At 67.1% G+C, this 18701-nt stretch carries 19 protein-coding genes and 1 tRNA gene; 10 read left to right on the plus strand and 10 right to left on the minus strand.

The features are described from left to right. The first annotated feature begins 362 nt into the window (after positions 1–362). The 4 genes from AC4GY7_RS00895 to AC4GY7_RS00910 all read left to right on the plus strand — a co-directional run bounded on the left by AC4GY7_RS00895 (position 363) and on the right by AC4GY7_RS00910 (position 5094). Entirely contained in the window at positions 363–2081 is a 1719-nt protein-coding gene (locus tag AC4GY7_RS00895) for an aspartyl protease family protein (protein ID WP_491111510.1), read from the plus strand. 43 nt (positions 2082–2124) lie between these two features. After that, the gene (locus AC4GY7_RS00900; RefSeq protein ID WP_491111512.1) at positions 2125–2481 is read left to right on the plus strand and encodes a DUF2946 family protein; all 357 of its coding nucleotides are present in this window, start codon (positions 2125–2127) and stop codon (positions 2479–2481) included. A gap of 64 nt (positions 2482–2545) precedes the next feature. After that, positions 2546–4564 (plus strand): TonB-dependent receptor, encoded by a 2019-nt coding sequence (locus tag AC4GY7_RS00905; RefSeq protein WP_491111514.1) that lies wholly within the window; start codon positions 2546–2548, stop codon positions 4562–4564. 344 nt (positions 4565–4908) lie between these two features. Next, complete coding sequence (locus tag AC4GY7_RS00910) at positions 4909–5094, plus strand: hypothetical protein (RefSeq protein ID WP_491111516.1); 186 nt, start codon at positions 4909–4911, stop codon at positions 5092–5094. A 245-nt stretch (positions 5095–5339) separates the two neighbouring features. On the opposite strand, the gene AC4GY7_RS00915 is transcribed toward AC4GY7_RS00910, so the two are convergent. The 6 genes from AC4GY7_RS00915 to AC4GY7_RS00940 all read right to left on the minus strand — a co-directional run bounded on the left by AC4GY7_RS00915 (position 5340) and on the right by AC4GY7_RS00940 (position 11269). Next, positions 5340–5415 (minus strand) — tRNA-Lys (locus tag AC4GY7_RS00915). Between the two features lie 117 nt (positions 5416–5532). Then, entirely contained in the window at positions 5533–6642 is a 1110-nt protein-coding gene (rodA, locus tag AC4GY7_RS00920) for a rod shape-determining protein RodA (protein ID WP_491111518.1), read from the minus strand. Then, positions 6639–8729 carry a penicillin-binding protein 2 gene (gene mrdA / locus AC4GY7_RS00925; protein ID WP_491111520.1) on the minus strand — a complete coding sequence of 697 codons (2091 nt, stop codon included), beginning with the start codon at positions 8727–8729 and terminating at the stop codon, positions 6639–6641. Before mrdA ends, rodA begins: the two co-directional genes overlap by 4 nt. 7 nt (positions 8730–8736) lie before the next feature. Further along, entirely contained in the window at positions 8737–9261 is a 525-nt protein-coding gene (gene mreD, locus AC4GY7_RS00930; protein ID WP_491111522.1) for a rod shape-determining protein MreD, read from the minus strand. Between the two features lie 18 nt (positions 9262–9279). Further along, the gene (locus AC4GY7_RS00935) at positions 9280–10167 is read right to left on the minus strand and encodes a rod shape-determining protein MreC (protein ID WP_491111524.1); all 888 of its coding nucleotides are present in this window, start codon (positions 10165–10167) and stop codon (positions 9280–9282) included. A gap of 61 nt (positions 10168–10228) precedes the next feature. After that, positions 10229–11269, minus strand: a complete 1041-nt coding sequence (locus AC4GY7_RS00940) for a rod shape-determining protein (protein WP_491111526.1) — start codon at positions 11267–11269, stop codon at positions 10229–10231. A gap of 130 nt (positions 11270–11399) precedes the next feature. On the opposite strand from AC4GY7_RS00940, the gene mutL reads away from it, so the two are divergent. Next, on the plus strand, positions 11400–13172 hold the full coding sequence (gene mutL, locus AC4GY7_RS00945) for a DNA mismatch repair endonuclease MutL (protein WP_491111528.1): 1773 nt from the start codon (positions 11400–11402) through the stop codon (positions 13170–13172). Continuing rightward, positions 13138–13545: a hypothetical protein gene (locus AC4GY7_RS00950; RefSeq protein WP_491111530.1), complete on the plus strand. Its 408-nt coding sequence runs from the start codon at positions 13138–13140 to the stop codon at positions 13543–13545. The genes mutL and AC4GY7_RS00950 overlap by 35 nt, the downstream gene beginning before the upstream one ends. Before the next feature lie 368 nt (positions 13546–13913). On the opposite strand, the gene rplI is transcribed toward AC4GY7_RS00950, so the two are convergent. From rplI to AC4GY7_RS00970, 4 genes are all read right to left on the minus strand, one after another. Beyond that, positions 13914–14507: a 50S ribosomal protein L9 gene (gene rplI, locus AC4GY7_RS00955; protein ID WP_491111532.1), complete on the minus strand. Its 594-nt coding sequence runs from the start codon at positions 14505–14507 to the stop codon at positions 13914–13916. A gap of 12 nt (positions 14508–14519) precedes the next feature. Then, the gene (rpsR, locus tag AC4GY7_RS00960) at positions 14520–14744 is read right to left on the minus strand and encodes a 30S ribosomal protein S18 (RefSeq protein ID WP_007403456.1); all 225 of its coding nucleotides are present in this window, start codon (positions 14742–14744) and stop codon (positions 14520–14522) included. Further along, on the minus strand, positions 14744–15184 hold the full coding sequence (gene rpsF, locus AC4GY7_RS00965; RefSeq protein ID WP_491111536.1) for a 30S ribosomal protein S6: 441 nt from the start codon (positions 15182–15184) through the stop codon (positions 14744–14746). The genes rpsR and rpsF overlap by 1 nt, the downstream gene beginning before the upstream one ends. Before the next feature lie 159 nt (positions 15185–15343). Next, positions 15344–15703, minus strand: coding sequence for an RcnB family protein (locus AC4GY7_RS00970; RefSeq protein ID WP_491111538.1), 360 nt, complete (start codon positions 15701–15703; stop codon positions 15344–15346). Positions 15704–15897: 194 nt separating this feature from the next. On the opposite strand from AC4GY7_RS00970, the gene fabD reads away from it, so the two are divergent. The 4 genes from fabD to AC4GY7_RS00990 all read left to right on the plus strand — a co-directional run bounded on the left by fabD (position 15898) and on the right by AC4GY7_RS00990 (position 18560). After that, positions 15898–16857 (plus strand): ACP S-malonyltransferase, encoded by a 960-nt coding sequence (gene fabD / locus AC4GY7_RS00975; protein ID WP_491111539.1) that lies wholly within the window; start codon positions 15898–15900, stop codon positions 16855–16857. Positions 16858–16891: 34 nt separating this feature from the next. After that, positions 16892–17323: a GxxExxY protein gene (locus AC4GY7_RS00980; protein WP_491111540.1), complete on the plus strand. Its 432-nt coding sequence runs from the start codon at positions 16892–16894 to the stop codon at positions 17321–17323. Beyond that, positions 17324–18064, plus strand: a complete 741-nt coding sequence (gene fabG / locus AC4GY7_RS00985; protein WP_491111541.1) for a 3-oxoacyl-[acyl-carrier-protein] reductase — start codon at positions 17324–17326, stop codon at positions 18062–18064. A 100-nt stretch (positions 18065–18164) separates the two neighbouring features. Further along, complete coding sequence (locus AC4GY7_RS00990) at positions 18165–18560, plus strand: hypothetical protein (protein WP_491111542.1); 396 nt, start codon at positions 18165–18167, stop codon at positions 18558–18560. Positions 18561–18701: the final 141 nt, after the last annotated feature.

Here is an 18701-nt window from a genome sequence, read left to right on the forward strand (position 1 = left end):
CTTCGTCACCCCGGACTCGTTCCGGGGTCCACCGTGCCGCAAAATCAAGAGCGTATGGGTATGCGGTACGGTGGATGCGGGACCAAGTCCGGCATGACCGAGGATTAAGGAACACCACCCCGGATTAGACAGCCCATATGCGATAGCCCTGCCCCGGCAGTGGAGGATTGAATGTCGATTGGTCCCAAGCGTCCGCGACAACCATTTCGTCATGTGACATTGTTTCATGACCGACGTTTCGTGTAAGCTTACCGTCAGGATGATCCATTACCGACTGGATCGGGTGTCCGGCGGCAGGCTCGCTGGCGGCGCCGTTCGGACGGAGCAGGCATATGCGCAGGAGCGGGTGTTCGATCGCAGCTTTGATCGTCGCGGCCGGGGCCGCCCAACCGGCGGCGGCGGCCTGCAAGGTCGGCCAGATCGCCGAACTCGCCGTGACCATGCACGGCCTGCGGCCGATCGTGGATACCAAGATCAACGGTCAGCCCGCGCCATTCATCGTCGACAGCGGCGCCTTCTACAGCATGATCGCGCCGCCCGTCGCCAAGGCGATGAAGCTTCCCGAACAGTCGCTGCCGGTCTGGTATCGGGTCAGCGGCATCGGCGGCGACGCCAATCCCTGGGCTACGACGGTGCGCCACCTGACGCTCGCCGGACAGGATCTGTCCAACGTCGAGTTCATCGTGGGCGGTACGGATTTCGGCCAGACGGGATTGTTGGGGCAGAACGTCCTCGGCCTCGGCGATGTCGAATATGATCTGCCCGGTGGCGCCGTGCGATTGTTCCGTGCGCAAGGCTGCGGCAAGATGGCGATGGCCTATTGGACGAACGGCAAGCCCTTCTTCGAAGTACCGATCGAGCCCAAGGCTACCGTGGTCAAACATACCGTCGCCACGCTCCAGCTCAACGGCACGCCGCTTCGCGCGGCGTTCGACACTGGGGCGGGAAGCACCGTCATATCCTTGCGTGCCGCGGCGCGGGCCGGCGTGAAGCCGGGCGATCCGGGCGTCGACCCCGATGGCTGGGCCACCGGCATCGGCAGCCATGTGACCCGCGGCTGGATCGCGCATTTCAGATCACTGAAGATCGGCAACGAGGAATTGCAGAACGTTCGCCTCCGCATCGCCGACCTCGGCGGGGCGGATGTCGACATGCTGCTCGGCGCCGACTATTTCATTTCGCATCGCCTGTACGTCTCGAATACGCAGAACCGCATCTACTTTACCTACACCGGCGGCAAGCTGTTCGACACGAAGACCCATATCGATGCCGCGGCGCAGATCGTCGCACAGGGGGCGGCCGATCCTGCCCAGCCGACCGATGCCGACGGCTACAGCCGCCGCGGCGCGATGTTCCAGACGCAGGGCGATCTGCCGCAGGCGATCGACGCCTTCAGCCATGCGGTCGCGCTCGCGCCCAGGGATCCGCGCTATACCCGCCAGCGCGCGTTGGCCTATCTGGCCCAGCATCGCCCCGTGCTGGCGATGGACGACCTCGATGCGACCTTGGCGGCGGATCCGGCGGACGTGGAGGCGCGGCTGATCCGTGCGGAGCTGCGCCTGCGTGCAGGCAACGCGCCGGGCACGATCGCCGACCTCGACGACGTGGCCGGTCGTCTGCCGCGCGAGGATGCCAAGCGCATGCAGGTCGCCCAGCTGTATTCGGGAGCGGATGCGTTCGACCAGGCGATCGGGCAATACGATCTGTGGCTGGCGGCCCACCACGACGATGCCCATCGCAGCAGCGCGCAGAACGGCCGCTGCTGGGCGCGGGCGCTCGCCGGCAAGGATCTCGACAAGGCCCGCAGCGATTGCGACGCGGCGGTTCGTGCGGTGCGCAGCAACCCGGCGTTCCTCGACAGCCGCGGCCTCGTCGCGCTGCGGCAGGGCGACAATGCCGGCGCGATCGCCGACTTCACCGCGGCGCTCGCGATCAATCCACGTCTCGCCTGGTCGCTATATGGCCGCAGCCTTGCCGAAAAGCGGCTGGGGCAGGGGGCGGAAAGCGCGCGCGATCTCGCCGCAACGCTGTCGATCGACAAGCGACTGCCCGATCGCGCCAAGCGCTATGGGCTGATGTGAACGCCGCCGACTGGTCCCACACGCTCGGCGGGAAAGCCTGCCGGTGACGCATCATCGTCCGATCGACGGTGCCGGGCTCCGCGCATGGCTTCTTGCCATACTCGGGCTGCTGGCGCTCGCCGGCAACGGGCTGATCGTCCAGACCCATCGCCATCCGCTGCAACGCCTCGCCTATTCGGTCGGCGCGGAGGTGGCGGGGGACCTTGCGGCCGACACGCATTGTGCGCTGTGCGATGCGCAGGCGCTTGCCGAGCCGTTGATGCCGCCGCCCGCGCCGGCTTTGGTCCCGCCGATCGGAGGGCGGACCCCGGCAGCCGTTCTCCTGCGCACCGGCGCCGATCGGCGCGCCCACACCCATGGCTGGCGTAGCCGCGCGCCGCCGCTCCTGGCGCCGATCTGATCCCTTCCGGCGGCTGCCGTCCTGTGCCGGCCGTCGCCATCAGTGCTGCTCCAGGAGTTTCCCCATGCGTTCGACCTTCCTCGTCGGCGCGGCCATCGCCGCGCTCCTGCCCGCCTGCGCGTTTGCGCAGCAAACCGCTCCCGCCCCCGTTCCCGCGCGCAACGACAATGGCCGCGACATCATCGTCACCGCCTCGCCGATCCAGCACGATCGCGACGACACCCCCGCGATCTCCGCCAAGGTCGATGCGGAGGACATCCTGCACCAGGGCGGCGCCAGCATCGCCGATTCGCTGGCGCGCGTGCCCGGCATCGCCGCGACCGGCTTCGCCACCGGGGCCAGCCGTCCGATCATCCGCGGCATGGACGCGACCCGGGTGCGCATCCTGGAGGATGGCACCAGCTCCTCCGACGTGTCCGATATCGGCCCGGATCACGGCATCCCGATCGACCCGCTCGCCGCGCGCAGCATCGAGGTGGTGCGGGGCGCCGGCACCCTGCGCTATGGCAGCCAGGCGATCGGCGGCGTGGTCAACGTGCTCAACAACCGCGTCCCCACGCACCTGTCGGACACCCCCGTCAGCGGCGAACTGGACGGCACCTACGGGACGGTCGCGGACCTGTACCAGGGGGCGGCGCTGGTCGACGCGACGGTCGGGGATTTCGCGCTCCACGCCGATGGTTTCGGCCGCCACGCGGGGGACTATGACACGCCGCTGGGCGTGCAACAGAACTCGTTCTTCGAGGGCTACGGCGGGTCGCTCGGCGGGTCCTATTTCTTCGGGGGCAACCACGACAGCCATGTCGGCGTCGCGGTGACGCAATATGACGCGCAATACGGCATACCCAGCGACACCACCTACATCGACATGCGCCAGACCAAGGTGATGACGCGCTCGCTGTTCTCGCTCGAGTCAGGCCTGCTGAAATCGCTCAGCCTCGACGGCAGCTACGCTGACTATGCGCATGACGAGAAGGAGCCTGACGGCACGATCGACACCACCTTCCGCAACAAGGAATATAATGGCCGTGCCGAGCTGCTGCTCAACCGCATCGGCTTCATCGACAATTCGGCGCTGGGGGTCGAATACCAGCATCGCGATTTCTCGGCCGTGGGCGAGGACAGCTCCTACCTCTTCCCCGCGACGATGGAGAGCGTCGCCGGCTACCTGTTCACCGATACCCGGCTTGCCGACCGCTTTCATATCGAGGCGAGCGGCCGGGTGGAGAACGTCCGCCTGCAAGGCACGCCGGCGTCGAATATGCTGGTCAGGCCGGACTATACCCCGCTCAGCGGTGCGATCGGGGCGCTCTATACGGTCAGCCCGGCGATCAGGATCGGCGCCACCTTCTCCAGCACCGGCCGCGCGCCGGCGCTCACCGAACTGTTCGCGCGTGGTGGCCATGACGGGCCCAATACGTTCGAAACGGGTGATCCCGATCTCCGGATCGAACGGTCCAATTCGTTGGAGGGCACGCTGCGCGTCCGTTCGGGCGGTTTCCGCTTCGACGGCAGCATCTACAGCAGCTGGTTCAGGAACTACATCTACGGCGATCTCACCGGAGCATATTGCAGCGACGACGGGGGGTGCCAGGCGGTTCGGGACGACGACCACGATCTGCGCCAGCTCGACTATCGCCAGCAGGGTGCGCATTTCCGCGGCGCGGAAGGGGAGGCGAGCTACGATCTCGTCCGCAACTCGCACGGCGTCTACCGCTTCAACCTGCTTGCGGATTACACCCGCGCGACGCTGGACGACGGCAACAACGTGCCGCGTATCCCGCCGTATCGCGTCGGCGGCGGCCTGAACTGGTCCGGCGACCGCTTGGATGCCGGCTTCAATCTTCTTTACGCCGGCCGGCAGGACAAGCCGGGCGTGTTCGATACGCCTACACCCAGCTATGTGTCGCTCGATGGCCAGGTCGCCGTGCGGCCGTTCACACGTTATCCGAATATGGAATTGGCGCTGGTCGGACAGAACCTGACCGACGACGTGCAGCGCCTATCCACCGCGCTCAACAAGGATCAGGTGGTGATGCCCGGACGTCGCTTGATGGTGACGCTGAAGCTCGCGACCCACTAGGCGGTAGAATGGCGGCCGGGGCGTGGTGCGCCCAGCGCCCGCTCCGGCCGAAGTCGTGCTTTACGGGCGCAAGGGCGTTGCACCGTTCGTGCCCGGAACGATCATCGCTTCCGCCGATCGTCATCGGATTTCTGGAAATAGGCAGCCCAGGCACGTCGCCGTCGACGCTTTTCCGCCCCGGCCATTCTGATCGATACGCCCAACAGAACGACCAACACCACGAGGACGATGATAAGCGGGTCCATGCCACGAGTGTATAGGCATGAAAGTGAACCGGGCGTTAGCGCCTTGATGATGCTCGCTTATCGCTCGACCCGATCTATGCCGCGGCATAGGTTCGCCGGATGGAAGACCATGATCAGGCTCACCGGCTGGGCGCCGCGCTCAACCATCTGCACGCGTTCGCAGCGCGGTTCGCGGCAACCGATTACGTCGACGAGGCCAGCGCGCTGACCGCGGGCGATCTTCACGTCATCCTGGAGACGCTGGAGGAGGTGCATGCCGCCGGCCAGACGGTGCCCAAACTATGAGACGTGAGAGGGTGTCCGATGGCCGCGCCGCCTGGCTGACGCTGGTCGTGTTCGTCGCAGGGTTCGGCGGCATGATCTGGGCGATCGGATCCGCTATCGGGCTGTTCTGATCGGGCGACTAGCGGACGTTCGATGGTCGGGTGTGCGACGCTACGTCTGCCTCAGCGATGCCGGAAGAGGCGCCGGAACACGTCGGAAGGCGCAGCTCCACCGTAATCGGCCTGACTGTTTTCTGCGGTGGAGGGTGGTGGACGCACTTGGGCTCGAACCAAGGACCCGCTGATTAAGAGTCAGCTGCTCTACCAACTGAGCTATGCGTCCATGACCTGGCCTGTTTGATAGCGCTTTGGAGAGGCGCCGGCCCCGTCGGGAGGCGGCCAATTAGCAGTGGATTCCGATGATGCAAACCCTTTTTTGCATCGCGGCAGAATTTTCGTCTTACCAGCGCACTGCGCGACGATTTTGTCGGTCGATCGACATCAGGATGCCGAGGCAGAACAGGACGGTCATCTGCGCGGAACTGCCGAAGCTCACGAGGGGAAGGGGGATGCCAACGACGGGCGCAAGGCCCATGACCATGGAAAGGTTGATCGCGACGTAGAAGAAGATCGTTGTCGCAAGCCCCGCGGCGGTGAGGCGGGCGAAGCGGCTGGTCGCCTGCTGGCCGACGTTGATGCCCCAGCGAATAACGAGCAGGAAGGCGAGGATCAGCAGGCAGCCGCCGATCAGGCCCCATTCCTCTGCCATGGTGGCGAAGACGAAGTCGGTATGCCCCTCGGGCAAATAGTCGAGATGGCTCTGTGTGCCGTTGAGGAAGCCCTTCCCCCACAATCCCCCCGAGCCGATCGCGATCTTGGACTGGCTGATGTGGTAGCCGGTGCCGAGGGGATCGCTTTCGGGGTCGAGAAAGATCAGCACGCGATTGCGCTGATAGTCGTGCAGCAGGAAATTGACTGCGAGCGGTGCGGCGATGGCGAGGCTGAGGGCTCCACCGACGAACAGCCGCATCGGCACGCCCGCCAGGAACATCACGACGACACCGCCCCCGCAGACCATCAGCGCGGTGCCGAGATCGGGCTGTTTCATGATGAGTGCAGCCGGCACGCCGATCAGCAGGCAGGCCGGCCAGATTGCGCCGAAGCGCCGCGTCTCCCCCGGGGGCAGCATGTCGTAGAAGCGCGCGCAGGCGAGTACGATCGCGGGTTTCATGAACTCGGACGGTTGCAGGCGGATGCCGACGTCCAGCCAGCGCTGGCTGCCGCCGCGCACCGCACCGACGAGCTCGACCAGCACCAATGCGACGACGATCGCGCCATAGGCGGGCAGCGCCGCCGATTTCCACACCCGTTCGGGCACATAGGAGATCGCCAGCGCCGCCCCCAGCAGCACGAAGAACCGGATGCCCTGCGACAGTGCCCATGGCTGCAGCGCGCCACCGGCGGCCGAGTAGAGCACGACCTGGCCGAAGGTACCGATCGCGACGATCAGCAGGATGACCCGCCAGGGCAGGCGGGCGATCGGTTCGGGGATCAGGTGGTTGCGGCTCATTGTTCGGTCCGGTCGGGGCTGCCGCCTTCCGCCGTATCGTCGCCGTCGGCGGCCGCCGGGCCGAGCGCGGCCTGGGTCTGGTTGGCGAGATCGGTCGCCGCCTCCACCGCATCCGAATCGCTCGGCACGATGGCGTCGGTCTTGGTGGCATTGGCGGCGGGCGGCGGGGCGTGTTCGGCGCGATAGGCGGCCGCTTGCGCATCCATGCGGGTCCTGATGTCGCCGCCCCAGGTCGGCTCGACGTCGGCAAGGCTCTTCATTGCGCGGTCGCGGTCGAACAGCCAGGTCATGATGTCGCGGCCGATCATCGGCGTATCGAGATTGCGGACGGTATGGCCATTATGTTCCAGCACCACGGCAATGGCGTAACGCGGATTGTCCGCAGGCGCGAAGCCGACGAACAGGGCGTGGTCGCGCAGCTTGAAGGGCAGTTGTCCGTTCTTCAGCACGCCGGTGCTGCGCCGTTCGGCCATGGTGATGCGGCGGACCTGCGCGGTGCCGGTCTTGGCCGCCAGCGAGACGCCCGGCACGAGCAGGCGCGCCGCGCCACCGGTGCCGCCCTGGTTGACGACCCCGTACATGGCGTCGCGGACGATCGCGAGATGTTCGGAGGCGAGCGGCAGGGCGGGTGCGTCGAGGTGGACGTGGCTGGCGAGCAGGCTCGGCTGGAGCGCCCGGCCGGACGCGATCCGCGCCGCCATCACGGCCAACTGGAGCGGGTTGGCGAGCACATAGCCCTGGCCGATCGAGGCATTGAGTCCGTCGGCCACCGTCCATCTGGTCTTGTACTTGTGCAGCTTCCACGCCGAATCAGGCACGGTGCCGTAGCGCTGCGTGGCGAGTGGCAGCTCGAATTTCTGCCCCAGGCCCATCAGCTTGGCGACCGGCGCGATCGTGTCGTAGCCCATGCGCCGGATCATTTCGTAGAAGTAGATGTCGCAGCTCTGCTCGATGGCGCCCTTGAGATCGAGCGGACCGTGGCCGCCGCGCTTGTGGCAGTGGAAGATGCCGGTACCGACCCGCATCGCGCCGGAACAGACGATGCGATCATGCGCGCCGACGCCGGCCTGGAGCAGCGCCAGACCGTTCATCGGCTTCACCGTGGAGCCCGGCGGATACAGACCCTGCGTCACCTTGTTCATCAGCGGCACGTGGTCGTCGTCGGACAGCATCTTCCATTCCAGATGGCTGATGCCGTCGGAGAAGCTGTTGGGATCGTAGGCCGGCATCGACACCATGGCCAGCATCTCACCCGTCCGGCAATCGATCACCACCGCCGAACCCGAATTGGTGCCGATCCGCCGCGCGGCATATTCCTGCAAGCCGGCATCGATGGTCAGGCGCTGCGTCTTGCCCGGCACGTCGGCACGGGTCGGCAGCTCGGCGACGACCTTGCCGCGGGCGGTGACCTCCACCCGCTTGGCGCCTGCGGTACCGCGCAACTGCTGTTCCAGCTGCTTTTCGAGGCCGTCCTTGCCGAGCTTGAAGCCGGGGGTGACCAGCAACTGGTCGCGTGTCGCCTTGAATTGTTCGGCGGTCGCTGCACCGACATAGCCGGTAAGATGAGCGACGGCGGCACCCGCAGGATAGGCACGGGCAAAGCCGCGCGTCGGCGCGACGCCGGGCAGTTCGGGCTGGCGCAGGCTGACCGCGGCATAGCGATCCCAGCTGATGTTCTCTGCGACCTGCACCGGCTGGAAGCCTGCTGCGCCCTTGAGGTCGATGCGGATGCGCTCGACCTCGTCCGGTGGCAGCGCGAGCAATTGGGCGAGCAGCGCCAGCACCCGCTCGGCATCCTGCAATCGATCTGGGATGATGTCGACGCGGAAGTCGGTGCGATTGTTGGCGATCGGCGCGCCGTGGCGATCGACGATCCAGCCCCGCCGCGGCGGGATCATGGTGAGGTTGACGCGATTGCTCTCGGCGAGAAGATTGTACTTCTCGTTCTGCGCGATCGCCAGCCAGCCCATCCGGCCGGCAAGCAGCACGCCGACGCCGGCCTGCGCGGTGCCGAGCAGCCAGGCGCGGCGCGAGAAGCTGTAGGTCTGCATCGCCTCGGTGACGATGCGGGGAGAACGCCTCAGCATGGCTGCCTCACGCCGCCGGGCCGCGCTTGCGGTCGATCCAGGCGACGAGTCGCGCCGATAACGGGAAGAGCATCACGGCAATCATGATCTGTGCTAATAGCATGGCATCGACGTGCGCGCCGAACGGCAATGCGATCCAGCGACCCATCGCCAGGCAAAAGGCGATGGCCCCGCTGGCGATCAGCCAATCCTGCCAGAAGTCGCGGAAGACCAAACGCTGTTCGATCAGGTCGATGGCGATGAAGCAGAGCGACCATAGCAGCACCGCCGATCCCAGCGGCTGGCCGCTGACGAGATCGTCGAACAGGCCGAGCGGGGCCGCCGCCCAAGGGCGCAGCGCGAAGCGGGCGAGCAGGCGCCAAGTCAACAGCATGATGAGCCCGAGCGGCGGCATCAGCGGCAGGCTGGCGACGACCGGCAGCACCGCCGTCAATGCCGAGGCGGCGAGCACCGTGATCCACGGCAGCGCCCGCGCGCGACCGGGAGGCAACGGCGGCTCGAAGGGGCGGAAATCGATCGTGTTGGGGGCCACCGCTCGCGCTCCGCCGGTTCAGGGCACGGCCGGCGGCGGTGCGGTCGGGCGCACGGGGGGCGGCATAGGCATGAACGGCCGCTCCACCAGAGCGAAATCGAGCGCATCGGGCGCGGAATAAGGGATGGCGACGACGCTGTCGGAGCCGCGCGTGTCCACCCGCGCCACCGGAACGCCGGGCGGATAGAGGCCGCCGGTGCCCGAGGTGATGAACATGTCGCCCGGCGCGAAGCGGACGTTGGTGGCGTTGACCGAACGGATGTCGACCCGGCCGTCACCGCGGCCCGCGGCGATGGCGGGCAGGCCGTCGCGGGTGCGACGTACGGGTACGAGGCTGTCGGGATCTGTGATGAGCAACACGCGGGCGGCGATCGGCCCCGACTCCAGCACGCGCCCGACGAGGCCGTTCGGCCCACGCACCGGCATGCCGGGCAGCACCCCCTGGATCCGTCCGGCGTTGAGCAGGGCGAAGCGGCGGCCGCTCGATGCGGTGGAGCCGACCAGTCGCGCCGTGATCACCGCATCCGGCGTGCGATCGCGCACCGCCAGCAGCGCGCGCAGCCGCCGATTGTCATAGGCGATGGTGCGCGCACGGGTGAGCAGGGCGCGGCTGCGCTTCACCTCGGCGCGCAGTTCGGCATTCTGGCCATGCACGTCGATCCACGTGCCGATCGCGCGCGGTACCGATGCGACCACATCCGCCGCCGTGCCCAGCCCCGAGGCGATCGGCGCGGTGAGGCTGGCGACGCTCATCCGCAGTGCCGCAAAGGCCGGCGGGTTGAAGGTGGAGACGACGAGCAGCACGGCCCCCACTATCGCGCCCGCCACCGCGAGCACGTAGCCGAGGAATGCCGAATATTGCCGCCGCCGCGAAAAACCGGTGCGACGGTCGCGGGCAGGCGCCATGCGCCGAAATCCCCCTTGTCCCGTGTGAAAGCCCGTCTGGTCGTAAAGCTAGGGTCCCGGTTCAGCCGTTCTGGAGCACGCCGCGGAACATGGGATCCTCCAGCGCGCGGCCGGTGCCGAGCGCGACGCAAGTCAGCGGGTCCTCGGCGACGGTGACCGGCAGGCCGGTCTCGTCGCGCAACACCTCGTCCAGCCCCTCGAGCAGCGCGCCGCCGCCGGTCAGCACGATACCCTGATCGACGATATCGGCGGCGAGTTCGGGCGCGGTATTCTCCAGCGCGACGCGCACGCCCTCGACGATCGTCGCCACCGGCTCGGACAGGGCCTCGGCGATTTGGCCCTGGTTGATCTGGATCTCCTTGGGCACGCCGTTGACGAGATCGCGACCCTTGATGTGGATGATCTTGCCGATGCCGTCGACCGGCGGGCGAGCGATGCCGACTTCCTGCTTGATCCGCTCGGCCGTGGCTTCGCCGATCAGCAGGTTGTGGTTGCGACGGACGTAGCTGACAATCGCCTCGTCCATCTTGTCACCACCGACGCGGACCGAAGTGGTGTAGGCGAGGCCGCGCAAGGAGAGCACCGCGACTTCGGTGGTGCCGCCGCCGATATCGACGACCATGCTGCCGATCGGCTCGGTCACGGGCATGTCGGCGCCGATCGCGGCGGCCATCGGCTCCTCGATCAGGAAGACCTGGCTCGCGCCGGCGTTCGAGGCGGCATCGCGGATCGCGCGGCGTTCGACCTTGGTCGATCCCGACGGCACGCAGATCACGATCTCGGGCCAGCGCGCGAATTTGCGGGGGCCGTGCACCTTGCGGATGAAATGCTTGATCATCTCTTCGGCCACGTCGATGTCGGCGATGACGCCGTCGCGCAACGGGCGGATCGCCTCGATCGAGCCGGGGGTCTTGCCCATCATCAGCTTGGCGTCGTCGCCGACCGCCTTCACCCGCTTGACGCCGTTCAGCGTCTCGACGGCGACCACCGAGGGTTCGTTGAGCACGATGCCGCGGCCGCGCACGTAGACGAGCGTGTTCGCGGTGCCGAGGTCGATCGCCATGTCATGGCTCATGAATTTGAAGAAGCGGGGCAGGGCCATCGGGGGCAAGGTTCCGTGTCAGGGACGCACAGGGTTCCACGCTGTCCGCCGCAGACCGTCGCGATCGGTCGTCACGTGGGGGCTTGCGGAGGGCTCGCGGGATGGCTTCGCTTGGTATAGAGCTTGCGCGGTGTCAATACGCCGTCTGCCCGAACATCTCGTCAACCGTATCGCCGCCGGTGAAGTGGTGGAAAGGCCCGCCAGCGCGTTGAAGGAGCTGGTCGAGAATGCCGTCGATGCCGGCGCGACGCGGATCGCGGTCAGCCTGTCCGAGGGCGGCCTCGCCCGGATCGAGGTGACGGACGACGGCTGCGGGATGACGCCGGCCGACATGGCGCTGGCGCTGGAGCGGCATGCAACCTCCAAGCTGCCCGACGAGGCGATCGATCAGGTGGCGACCCTGGGGTTTCGGGGCGAGGCCCTGCCGTCCATCGCCAGCGTCGCGCGGCTGACGATCGAAAGCCGCGTGAGCGGCGCTGAGGGGTGGGCGCGGGTGGTCGACAATGGCGCCGTCGTGAGAGAGGCGCCGGCCGCGCTGCCGCCGGGCACGCGGGTGATCGTCGAGGATCTGTTCGGGCGGGTGCCGGCGCGGCGCAAGTTCCTGCGATCGGCACGGGCGGAATATGCCGCCTGCCTTGATTCGGTACGGCGCCTGGCGATGGCGCGACCGGACATCGCCTTCACGCTGGAGCATGACGGCCGCCGCGCGCTGGCCGCGACCCAGGCGGAGGATCGGCCGGCGCGTGTCGCCGGGCTGACCGACCGTGCGCTCGCCGACAATGCGGTGCCGGTCGATCTGGAGCGGGACGGGCTGGTGCTCGGCGGCGTGGCGAGCATCCCGACCTACAATCGCGGGGTGGCGGACCATCAATATCTGTTCGTCAACGGGCGGCCGGTCCGTGACCGGCTGCTGATGGGCGCGATCCGCGGCGCTTATGCCGAGATGCTGCCGCGCGATCGTCATGCGGTGGTGGCGCTGTTCCTCGACGTGCCGGCGAGCGAGGTGGACGTGAACGTCCATCCCGCCAAGACGGAGGTGCGCTTCCGCGATCCCGCGCTGGTACGCGGCATGATCGTCTCCGGCCTCCGGCGGGCATTGGATGCGGCGGGGCATCGCAGCGTCCAGCGGGTGAGCGAGGATGCGCTGGCGATGTGGCGGCCGGAACCGGTCGCGAATCTCTCCTACCAGGCGGCGCCGGCCCCCTATTCCAATCCGGGCGGGGAGGCGCTTTCGCGTGTGTTCGATCGTCGGCCGACCTTCTTCACCGCGCCGCCTGCCGCGCGCGCCGAACCTGCCTGGGCGCCCCCACCGGTCACCACGGCGCATCCGCTCGGGGTAGCGCGTGGCCAGGTCGCCAAGACCTATATCGTCGCCGAGGCGGAGGATGGATTGGTGCTGGTCGATCAGCATGCCGCCCACGAGCGGCTGGTGCTGGAGCGGATGCGTGCGGCACTGGCGGGTGGGCGGATCGCGGCGCAGGCGCTGCTGATCCCGGAAGTGGTGGAACTGGAAGAGCCGGCGTGTGACCGGTTGGAGGCACGGGCGGCGGAACTGGCCGAACTCGGTCTCGATCTGGAGCGGTTCGGCCCGACCGCGATGCTGGTGCGCGCAACGCCGGCATTGCTCGGGCAGGCGGACCCGAAGGGGCTCGTCGCCGACCTGGCAGACGAACTCGCCGCATTCGACCAGGCGTTGTCGCTACGCGAGCGGCTGGATGCGGTGGCGGGCACAATGGCGTGCCATGGCTCGGTACGGGCCGGGCGGGTGCTGGGCGTCGCCGAGATGAACGCGCTGCTCCGCGAGATGGAGGCTACGCCGCACTCCGGTCAGTGCAATCATGGCCGCCCGACCTGGGTGAAGCTGGCGCATGGCGATATCGAGAAGCTGTTCGGTCGTCGCTGAGCGCCTCCGCGAACAGCCATTCCTCAGCGGCAGCGCGATCGCGGAAAAAGCCGACACCCTGGCGGTCCGGCGCGATCAGCCGCCGCGTCTGCTGGCGGGCGAGCGATGCCCCGACGACGAAGGCGAGGCGCCGCGCTTGTATGGCAGGATCGCGCACGATGGCGGTGAAGGCGGCAACGACATCCTGGCTCTGGATCTGCATCGCCGAGGTGTCGACCAAGGTCAGATGCTGGTTCACAGGGCAGGAGAGCCGCGCGCGAGCGTCACGATAGGCCGTGTCGAAGCGGTGCAGGGCTTCCATGGTGAAGAAGCCACCGACGGTCACCATGAGCAACTGGCGACCCGGATCGGCGTCGATGCTGAAGATGGGTAACATGGATCAGTCCATTACGGCCAAGTCCTTGCGTGGGAGTTAATGTGTGACAGACCGTGTTTGGATAGACGCGGGCACATCGAATCATGGCAAGCCGTCGCCGTTCCATTCATCCTTTGGAAACCTTCGGCTCGTCGGCGCATTGAAGCGGAAACAACCGATGAAGGCCTTGCTGCCATGAAGCAGATTTTTCCGATCGTCCTTGCCCTGATCCCGCTGGCGGCGGTTGTCGGCGCCTGCGTCAGCTGCCCCTGACGGCGCTGCGCCGGCCCGCGCGATAGGACGGGCATCGCCACGCAAGAAAAAGGGCCGTTCGGAGCATCCTCCGAACGGCCCTTTTTATATTACCGCGGTAGCGGCGCGGAGCGTCAGTCCTGCGCCTGCTCCGTTTCCGGCTGCGCCTCGGCGGTCGCACCGGGCTCGGCGTTGGGATCGTAATCCTCGGTGAAGCCGGCCTCGTCGCGCTCGAACATCGACGCCATGACGTCGACGCCGGTTGCCTGCATTTCGGCCTCTTCCGGCGAGCGGGCGACGTTGACCTTGACGGTCACCGACACTTCCGGGTGCAGCGCGACGCGAACGTCGTACAGGCCGATCGACTTGATCGGCTTGTCCAGCACCACCTGGCTCTTGGTCACCTTGTGGCCATCGGCCACCAGCGCCTCGATCAGGTCACGCACGGCGACCGAACCATAGAGCTGGCCGGTGTTCGATGCCTGACGGATCAGCGTCACCGACACGTCGTTGAAGGTCTGCGCTTCCTTCTCGGCCTCGCCGCGACGGTTCGCGTTCTCGGACTCGATGCGGGCGCGGTTCGCCTCGAACACCTTGCGGTTGGCTTCGTTGGCGCGCAGCGCCTTCTTGTTCGGCAGCAGGAAGTTACGGGCGAAACCGTCCTTCACCTTCACCACGTCGCCGATGACGCCGAGCTTCTCGACGCGCTCAAGCAGAATAACGTCCATGTGGAGGACTCCTTACTTCACGACGTAGGGCAGCAGGCCCAGGTGACGGGCGCGCTTGATCGCCTGGGCGAGTTCGCGCTGCTTCTTGGCGCTCACCGAGGTGATGCGCGACGGCACGATCTTGCCACGCTCGGACACGAAGCCCTGCAGCAGGCGGACGTCCTTATAATCGATCCGCGGCGCATCCTTGGCGCTGAACGGGCACGACTTGCGGCGGCGGAAAAACGGACGAGCCATTATGCGGCCTCCTCTTCACGGTCACGACGGGGGCCACGATCCGGGCGGTCACCACGGTCGCCACGCGGTGCGCCGTCACGGCCACCCTCGCGGTCGCTGCGGCGCTCACGGTCGCGCTCCTGCTTGCGCATCATCACGGTCGGGCCGTCTTCCAGCGCATCGACCTTGACGGTCATGTAGCGGATCACGTCCTCGTTGATCTGCGTCTGGCGCTCCAGCTCGGCGACGACCGCACCCGGTGCGTCGATCTCGAGCATGACGTAGTGCGCCTTGCGGTTCTTGGCGATGCGATAGGCGAGGCTGCGCAGGCCCCACGTTTCCGTCTTGACCACGCGGCCGCCATTGTCCTGGATGATCTTGGTGGCGGTTTCCGCCAGCGCGTCCACCTGCGCCTGTGCCAGATCCTGGCGCGCAAGGAACGTGTGCTCGTACAGAGCCATGCCTTGTCCTTCGTTGGCCGATCGCTGACGCCGCCCCATGCGACGCCCCTCCGGCTGTCTTCTCGTGCAATACGAACCGAGGCGGAGAGACTGGCCCTCCGCCCCGGATGTGGGTTCCCTTACCGACCTTGCCGCAAAAGGCAAGGTCTCACCGCCGGATCAGCGGAACGAGCGCTGGATCACGCGGACGACGGTGCCGTTGTCACGCACCAGGACGGCATCGTTGCCCGAACGTGCCCAATACTGGCCGCGGCCCGGCGCCGCGAGGCGATAGCTGCGATAGTCGCGAACGACCCGGTAGTTGGTCGCGCGACGGCGATCGAAGCGCTGGCCGGCGCGCCAGCCGTACGGCGTGTTGCGGACGGTGGTACGCTGCGTGACGACGGTGCGGCCGTTCGGGCGGTGCTTGACGGTGGTGACCGTGCGCTCGCGCTGGACCGGTGCGGCATCGGCGGCGGCGATCGCCATCGGGCTTGCAACCAGCGTCGCTGCGATCGCGCTCAGGATCAGCTTCTTCATCGTGACTACTCCCATTCTTGGTACCGGCGCCGTGTCCGGCGTCGAATAGAAAGATGGGGGCGACATGTCGCACACCTCTCACACCGAAGCCGGTAAACGGTCGCAAGGTGTCGCAACTCCAAGAGGTTCGTTCAGGTTGCGTGGGGACCGCTGCGGCCCTACTGGCGCGCTCCTGCAATCAAGGAGACGCGACGATGCGGGCATTCATCTTTCCCGGGCAGGGCAGCCAGGCGGTCGGCATGGGCAAGGCGCTGACCGAAGCCAGCCCGCATGCCCGCGAGGTGTTCGGCGAGGTGGACGAGGCGCTGGGCCAGAACCTGTTCCGGCTGATGGCCGAGGGTCCAGCCGATGCCCTGACGCTGACGGAAAATGCCCAGCCGGCGATCATGGCCAATGCCATCGCCACCCTGCGCGTGCTGGAGCGCGAGGGCGGCGTTCGGCTGGCGGACAAGGCGGACTACGTCGCCGGCCATTCGCTCGGCGAATATAGCGCCTTGTGCGCGGCCGAGGCATTCGACCTGGCGACGACGGCGCGGCTGCTCCGGCTGCGCGGCCAGGCGATGCAGGCGGCGGTCCCCGTGGGGGAGGGCGCGATGGCGGCCTTGCTCGGGGCCGACCTCGACAAGGCGCAGACGATCGCCGGCGCCGCGGTCGACGCGATCCTGGCGGAAGGCGGGCCGGAGCTGGTCTGCACCGTCGCCAACGACAATGATCCGTCGCAGGTCGTGATCTCCGGCCACCGTCCGGCGATCGAGCGCGCCGTTGCGCTGGCGAAGGAACTGGGCGCCAAGCGCGCGCTGCTGCTGCCGGTGTCGGCACCGTTCCACTGCCCGCTGATGCAGCCGGCCGCCGATGCGATGGATGCCGCCCTCGCCGATGCCCGCATCGCCGCGCCGCTGGTGCCGGTGTTCGCCAATGTCGACGCAGCGGCGATCGCCGATCCCGGCGCGATCCGGGTGGCGCTGGTGCAGCAGGTGACCGGCATAGTCCGCTGGCGCGAATCGGTGCTGGCGATGGTCGATGCGGGCGTCACCCAGTTCGTCGAATTCGGCGGCAAGGTTCTCGCTCCCATGGTCAAGCGCATCGCACCCGAAGCCGATGCGATCAGCGTGGTGACCATGGACGACGTGGAGGATTTGCTTAAAAAGGTGTGATGTTCACGCGGAGGCGCCGAGGCGCGGAGAAGAAGTGAGAGAGATTGATGCCATCAGTGGCGATGTCCTCGATCTATCTCTGCGCATTCACCGGGAGCTTGGTCCCGGGATGCTCGAAAGCGTGTACGAGACGGTATCGGCCGGTAGGCTCGCTGCGATGGGTTACGCCGTAGTACGACAGCGTCCGGTCGACATTGTGTTCGATGGGCAACGCTTCATCGGGGCGTTCCGGGTCGACCTGCTGGTCGATCAACGGCTCGTCGTCGAAGTTAAATCGATCGAGCGGCTGACCGCCGCTCATGCCAAGCAACTGCTGACGTACCTCAGATTGCTACATCAGCCCGTAGGGCTGCTCATCAACTTCGGAGGCGAAACGCTGAAGGAGGGTGTGAAGCGGGTGGTCAACGACTATTCTTCTTCCTCCGCGCCTCCGCGCCTCCGCGTGAATACAACTTCTGGAGGATAGATGTTCGACCTTACAGGCATGACCGCGCTGGTGACCGGCGCTTCGGGCGGGATCGGGTCCGCGATTGCCAAGGCGCTGGCGGGGCAGGGGGCCCGGCTGGCGGTATCGGGCTCCAATGCGGAGAAGCTGGAGACGTTTCGTGCCGGCCTCGGCGGAGACCATGTCGCCGTGCCGTGCAACCTGTCGGATGCGGGCGCGGTGGATGCGTTGGTGCCGCAGGCGGTGGAGGCGTTGGGCGGGCGCATCGACATCCTGGTCAACAACGCGGGTGTGACGCGGGACAATCTGGCCATGCGGATGAAGGACGACGAATGGGATCAGGTGATCCGCGTCAACCTGGAAGCCGCATTCCGCCTGATCCGCGCCGCCGCCAAGCCGATGATGAAGCAGCGCTTCGGCCGCGTCGTCTCGATCACCTCGGTGGTCGGGCAAACCGGCAATCCGGGGCAGGCGAACTATGCCGCGTCCAAGGCGGGTCTCGTCGGCATGTCCAAGGCGCTCGCGCAGGAGCTCGCCAGCCGCAACATCACGGTCAACTGCGTCGCACCGGGCTTCATCCGCTCGGCGATGACCGACGTGCTGCCCGAGGCGCAGAAGAGTGCCCTGCTCGGCCGCATCCCGGCCGGCAACCTCGGCACCGGCGAGGATATCGGTGCGGCGGTGGTCTATCTTGCCAGCCGGGAGGCAGGCTACGTCACCGGACAGACCTTGCACGTCAACGGCGGCATGGCGATGATCTGAGGCGTCGATCACCGCGCGGTGGGTAGCATTCCCTCGTGGCGCTGCAGAGGTCCTCGTGGTACGTCCGTATCGGTCTTTTTGGTCGATAGGGAGATGGCCGATGCCGCGCTGGGTCGCCGTTGTTCGTGGGATCGGACTATTGGTAGCCGTACCCGCGGCCGTCATGGGGCTGCTGATGCTGACCAACGACGTGGTGCATCACATCGCATCACCGGATTGGCTCGACGTGGCGACGAGCGTCACGGCATCCGCAGCCTTGCTGCTGGTGGTCGCATCGTTGCTGGTGCGCCCGGTCGATGGATCACGCATATCACGGGCGTTGTACGTCATCAGTACACTATTGGCGCCGCTGGCTGCCTTCATCTTCTACGTCGGTTCGCTAGATCCGGCCATCTTGTTCCTCGGGGCGCCACTGGTGCTGCCGCCGCTGACCGTGATGTTGCTGTCGCGTAGGTCCTGCTGTCCATGGGGCCGTGGGGGCGCCCCGGCGGTATAGTGCCCGTATCACCGGCCGCCCCGATGGCCGTCCGGGCGTGGGGCCTATGCGGTTGGCCGGTCATCATTGCCGCACGCGCGGACTTGTCAGGCGCGTCGACGGGCTCTACCTGCGTTCAGGAAATCGAAACCTACACCCCCA

The organism is Sphingomonas sp. SP5 (assembly GCF_058313455.1).

Coding starts and splice junctions, on each gene's coding strand:
- AC4GY7_RS00970 (WP_491111538.1), bottom strand. CDS start 15,703: ATGAAGAAGCTGATCCTGAGCGCGATCGCAGCGACGCTGGTTGCAAGC.
- rplI (WP_491111532.1), bottom strand. CDS start 14,507: ATGGACGTTATTCTGCTTGAGCGCGTCGAGAAGCTCGGCGTCATCGGC.
- rpsF (WP_491111536.1), bottom strand. CDS start 15,184: ATGGCTCTGTACGAGCACACGTTCCTTGCGCGCCAGGATCTGGCACAG.
- AC4GY7_RS00940 (WP_491111526.1), bottom strand. CDS start 11,269: ATGGCCCTGCCCCGCTTCTTCAAATTCATGAGCCATGACATGGCGATC.
- fabG (WP_491111541.1), top strand. CDS start 17,324: ATGTTCGACCTTACAGGCATGACCGCGCTGGTGACCGGCGCTTCGGGC.
- AC4GY7_RS00905 (WP_491111514.1), top strand. CDS start 2,546: ATGCGTTCGACCTTCCTCGTCGGCGCGGCCATCGCCGCGCTCCTGCCC.
- AC4GY7_RS00990 (WP_491111542.1), top strand. CDS start 18,165: ATGCCGCGCTGGGTCGCCGTTGTTCGTGGGATCGGACTATTGGTAGCC.
- fabD (WP_491111539.1), top strand. CDS start 15,898: ATGCGGGCATTCATCTTTCCCGGGCAGGGCAGCCAGGCGGTCGGCATG.
- AC4GY7_RS00935 (WP_491111524.1), bottom strand. CDS start 10,167: ATGGCGCCTGCCCGCGACCGTCGCACCGGTTTTTCGCGGCGGCGGCAA.
- rpsR (WP_007403456.1), bottom strand. CDS start 14,744: ATGGCTCGTCCGTTTTTCCGCCGCCGCAAGTCGTGCCCGTTCAGCGCC.
- AC4GY7_RS00950 (WP_491111530.1), top strand. CDS start 13,138: ATGGCGATATCGAGAAGCTGTTCGGTCGTCGCTGAGCGCCTCCGCGAA.
- AC4GY7_RS00910 (WP_491111516.1), top strand. CDS start 4,909: ATGGAAGACCATGATCAGGCTCACCGGCTGGGCGCCGCGCTCAACCAT.
- rodA (WP_491111518.1), bottom strand. CDS start 6,642: ATGAGCCGCAACCACCTGATCCCCGAACCGATCGCCCGCCTGCCCTGG.
- mrdA (WP_491111520.1), bottom strand. CDS start 8,729: ATGCTGAGGCGTTCTCCCCGCATCGTCACCGAGGCGATGCAGACCTAC.